At 77.6% G+C, this 4,706-nt stretch carries 2 protein-coding genes and 1 pseudogene; 2 read left to right on the plus strand and 1 reads right to left on the minus strand.

All coding sequences use genetic code 11. The features are described from left to right. Window positions 1–150 precede the first annotated feature (150 nt). A pseudogene (locus EAO70_RS02365) lies at window positions 151–1,436 on the plus strand (sensor domain-containing protein). Then, window positions 1,424–2,068: a response regulator gene (locus tag EAO70_RS02370; protein WP_148001370.1), complete on the plus strand. Its 645-nt coding sequence runs from the start codon at window positions 1,424–1,426 to the stop codon at window positions 2,066–2,068. The pseudogene EAO70_RS02365 and the gene EAO70_RS02370 overlap by 13 nt, the downstream one beginning before the upstream one ends. A gap of 62 nt (window positions 2,069–2,130) precedes the next feature. On the opposite strand, the gene EAO70_RS02375 is transcribed toward EAO70_RS02370, so the two are convergent. Beyond that, a complete protein-coding gene (locus EAO70_RS02375) occupies window positions 2,131–4,620 on the minus strand; it encodes an ABC transporter permease (protein WP_148001371.1) in 2,490 nt (829 codons plus the stop codon). Between the last annotated feature and the right edge of the window lie 86 nt (window positions 4,621–4,706).

Genomic DNA, 4,706 nt, shown 5'->3' on the forward strand with positions numbered 1-4,706 from the left:
GGGGTAGGGGGCGGGGCCGGGTGGCCGGGTGGGCTCCCCTGTCCCCGATCCTGCTCGCCGCCGCGTCCCCGCACAGCGGTGCCCGCTCCCGGAGCGATGGTGGAGCAGGCTCCACCGCGCCCCTCGGGCCCTCCGCATAACCTGGCGGGCATGCGCGACGCGATCAGGGAATCCGGCCGGGCGTCGCTCCACCTGCTGGGCGGGGCCGCGCTCGCGATCCTCTGCTACCTGATGGTGGGCGTCGCCCTCTTCACCGCCTTCCTCACCCTCACCGTCATCGGCGCCGGCGTGCTCCCCGAGAGCGTGCTGCTGCTGCGCCGCCTGGCCGACCGGGAGCGGCGGCGGACCGCCGACCGGACGGGGACACCGGTCCCGGAGGCGTACCTGCCGCTCGACGGCCCCCTCCCCGCGCGCGTGCGGACCGCCGTCACCGACCCCGGCACGCGGCAGGACCTGGTCTGGGCGGCCGCGCAGCTGGTCTACGGCCTGGTCCTCTGGTTCGCCTCGCTGGTGCTGTGGGCGCCCGCGCTGCTGGTCGACGGCGTGGTCGCCGGGCTCGCGGGACGGCGGCCGGTGGCCCTGCCGCTGATCGGGCGGCTCGCCGACCTGGACGCCGCGTGGTCGCGCGCCCTGCTCACCCCGACGCCCGCCGCCGCGCGGGCCGCCGGGCTGGCCGCCCGGGTCGAGCAGCTCACGGCGACCCGGGCGGGCGCGGTCGCCGCGCACGGCGCGGAGCTGCGCCGGATCGAACGCGATCTGCACGACGGCACGCAGGCCCGTCTCGTGGCGCTCTCCATGCGGATCGGGCTGGCGAAGCGGGTGTACGACTCCGATCCCGCGGCCGCGCGGAAACTCCTCGACGACGCGCAGACGCAGGCCGAGGAGGCGTTGGCCGAGCTGCGGCACGTGGTGCGGGGCATCCACCCGCCGATCCTCACCGACCGGGGCCTGACCGGGGCGGTACGCGCCCTCGCCGCGAGCAGCGGCCTGGAGGTGGAGGTCTCCGTGACGGGGCTGGCCGACCACGCGCCCGTCGACGGCGCGGGCCGCCCCGAGCACGCTCCCCCCGGCGACCACACCGACCGCCCTGGCCACACCCTCGTCCACCCGGCCCACCCGGTCCTTCAGGAGGTAGCCGACCCCGCGCGCGCCGCCGCGTCGAGGCCGCCGCCTACTTCGTGGTGGCCGAGGCCCTCACCAACGCCGCGCGGCACAGCGGCGCCACGCGCGCCTCCGTCGCGCTCTCCCGCGAACCGGCCGCTCTCCGCGCGCGCGTGGCGGACGAGGGCCGCGGCGGCGCCGAGGCCGGCGAGGGCGGCGGATCCGGGCTCCTCGGCATCCGGCGCCGGGTCGCCGCGCTCGACGGCACCGTACGACTGACCAGCCCCGAAGGGGGCCCGACCGTGATCGAAGTGGAGCTTCCGTGCGTGTGGTGATCGCCGAGGACAACGCCCTCCTGCGGGAGGGCCTCGTGCTGCTGCTGACCTCGTCCGGCCACGAGGTCGCCGGGGTCGCGGCCACCGGCCCCGAGGTCCTGCCGCTGCTCCTGGAACACCGGCCGGACGTGGCCGTCCTCGACGTCCGCATGCCGCCCGGCTTCCGCGACGAGGGGCTGCGGGCGGCGCTCGCGGCCCGCGAGCGGCTGCCGGACCTGCCGGTGCTCGTCCTCTCCCAGTACGTGGAGGAGACGTACGCGGCCGAGCTCCTGGGCGGCGGCGCGCGCGGGGTCGGCTACCTCCTGAAGGACCGGGTGGGCCGGGTGGACGAGTTCCTGGACGCCCTGGAACGGGTCGCGGCCGGCGGTACGGCCCTGGACCCCGAGGTCGTCACCGAGCTGCTCGCCCGCCGCCGCGACGACCCGCTGGACTCCCTCACGCCCCGGGAGCGGGAGGTGCTCGAACTGATGGCGCAGGGGCACGACAACGGCACGATCGCCCGCTCGATGGTGGTCACCGAGCGGGCCGTGCACAAGCACATCGGCAATGTCTTCCTGAAGCTCGGTCTGCCGCCCACCGACAGCGGCGGCCACCGCCGGGTCCTCGCCGTCCTCGCCTACCTGAACGCCTGAGCCGGCCACCCTCGTACGTACGCATCCACCCTCGCACGTACGGATCCGGTGCGGGCCCGGGCCTATGACCGTCCGCCCGACGCCGGCAGGAACACCCCCGCGCAGACCGTGGCCAGGACCGTGCCGGCGATCAGCGCCGCCTGCCCGGGCGGAAGGTACGGCAGGCCACCCGTGAGCGCCCAGGCGAAGGCGGTCAGCGGCAGGGCGGCCACCGCGAGGCCGACGAGCAGCCCGGTGGCGGTCAGGAAGCCCGCCTCCAGGCCGAGCATCCGGCGCAGCTGGCCGGCCGACGCCCCGACCTGGCCGAGGAGGTGGAGTTCGCCGCGCCGCCCGGCCCCGATGAGGGTGAGGGTGCTGAGGACGGAGAGCAGGGTCAGACCGCCGATCGCGGAGACGACCACGGCCGAGACGACGGCGTTGAGTTCGGCACCCGGCGGGCTGACCCGCTCGGGCTCCACGACGGCATGCGGACCGGCGTCCGCGACGGCGCCCGCAGCGGCACCCGGGCCGGCGTCCGGGCCGGCGTCCGCGACGGCGTCCACAGCTCGCTCTCCCGTGAGCCTCTCCCCCGTGGACGCCAGCACGCGCGCGGGATACGGATCACTCGTGTGCGGGGCGAGTTCGGCCTTCGGCAGCAGGAACTCACCGAGGGCGAGCGAGCGTTCGTACACCGCCACCACCCGCAGCCGCTTCGGTGTGCCGTCGCCGAGGCGCAGCTCGACCGTCGAACCGGGCTGCACGTCCAGCGAGTCGGCCATGTCGGCGCCGACCGCGACCGTGCCCGGGCGGGCGAGTCCCGCCAGGTCGCCCGCGACGACCCCGGGGTCGAGCGTGCCGACGAGGCCGGCCGCGTCCACGCCGAGCACCGGCAGCCGGTCGAGGCGCGGGTCTCCGGCCTGGGTGCGGGCCAGGACGACCGTGGAGCGCACGACGTCCGTGGCGGAGGCGATCCCCGGCCGCAGCCGCACCCGTTCGGCGGTCGTGCCGGAGAACGCGAGGTCCGCGGTCGTGGCGACCCGGGCCTGCTCCTCGGCGGCGCGCCCCATCGTCGTACCCGCCGAGAGCTGCACGAGCGCGAAGGCGGTGACGAGGACGACCGGCACGAGCGCCGCTCCGAGACGGCGCGAGTGGGTGCTCGCGCCGGCGGCGGTGAGCCGCCCGGCCGCGCCGCCGAGCCGCCGGAACGGCAGGTCGAGGACCTTCGCCGCGGCTCCCGCGATCCACGGCCCGAGCACCGCGCACCCGGCGACCAGGGTCACCGTGGCCGCCCCGGCCGCGGCGCCCGCCGCGTCCCCGCCCTGGGCGGTGGCGGTGGCCGCCGAACCGGCGCCCAGCACGAGCAGCGCGATGCCGACGGCCTTCCGCACCCCGCCCGTCCCCGGCTTCCCCGGCCGCCGGGCGGCGAGGAGGACCACGAGCCGGGCGATGCCCGCGACCACGGCGGCGACGGCCGCCACGCCGGTGAACAGCCAGGGAGGAGCCGGGAGTTCGAGACCCTCGGGGACGACTCCGGTACGGTGCCGCAGCGCCGACCACAGGACGGGGAAGACCGCCGCGGCCAGGACCGCGCCGCACAGGGCCGCGAGACCCGCCACCCGGGTCACCTCGCGGCCGGCCGCCGCCCGAACCTGACGGGGCGTCGCCCCGACCGAGAGCAGCAACTCCCGCTCTCCGGAACGCTGCTGGAGCGACTGCGCGACCAGCGAGGCCAGTACGAGGACGGCGACCAGCACGACGGTCCCGGAGACGGCCGCGAGCAGCTGGAGAAGCTCCATGCGCGCGGGTGCCGCGGCGAGGTGCTCGGCCCCGCCCCGGCCGTCACCGGTGAGCGCCCGCAGCGGCTGCCCCGAGGCGGTGTCCCGGAGCCCTGCCTCGTCCAGGGCCGCCCGCACGCGCGCGTGGAGGACGTCGGCGGGAACGCCGGGGTCGGCGAGTACACCGACGGCGTCGACGGAGCCCGGCCGGCCGGCGAGCCGCCGCGCCTCGGCCTCCGTGACGTACAGCGCGGCGGGCCCATCAGCGAGGCCGACGACCTTCCGCCCGGCGACGGTGTCCCCGACCCGCGCGCCCGCGCCGGGCCCCAGTACGGCCTCATCGGCGGCGCGCGGCTCCCGCCCGTCGGTCAGCCGGTACGGGGCGAGCCGCGCGGCCTCCCAGGACCGCCCGGTGTGGGCCGTGCCCGTGTCGTCGCGTACGGCGAAGGCGCGGTCGGGCACGGCGGCCCGGACGCCGGGGACCGCCCGCAGCACGTCGACGGTCGCGGCGGGGATCCGAACCCGCTCGGTCAGGGCGGTCACGGTCGTCGTCGGCTCGCTCCCCCACGGCTTCGTCGTCCACCGGACCTCCTGGTCACCGGCGACGACGACGGCCGCGGCGGCGTACCGCTCCACGCGCGCGTGCCCCAGGGCCGCCGAGCCGGCGGCGAGCGCCAGGGCGCCGAGCAGCGCGGAGGTGACGGCGACGGCGGCGAACACGGCCGCCCACGCCTTCCGGTGCGCCCGCAGGGAACGCACGGCGAGCAGACGAACGGCGGGCCCCTGGGACAACCTCATCGGACGACCCCCGCCACACGACGGCCCAGGCGACCGACGTACGCGACGACCCCCGCCACACGACGGCCCAGGCGACCGACGTACGC

Origin of the sequence: Streptomyces sp. adm13(2018) (assembly GCF_008042145.1) — a bacterium.
In the GTDB taxonomy this organism is placed as follows: domain Bacteria; phylum Actinomycetota; class Actinomycetes; order Streptomycetales; family Streptomycetaceae; genus Streptomyces.

Coding starts and splice junctions, on each gene's coding strand:
- EAO70_RS02375 (WP_148001371.1), bottom strand. CDS start 4,620: ATGAGGTTGTCCCAGGGGCCCGCCGTTCGTCTGCTCGCCGTGCGTTCC.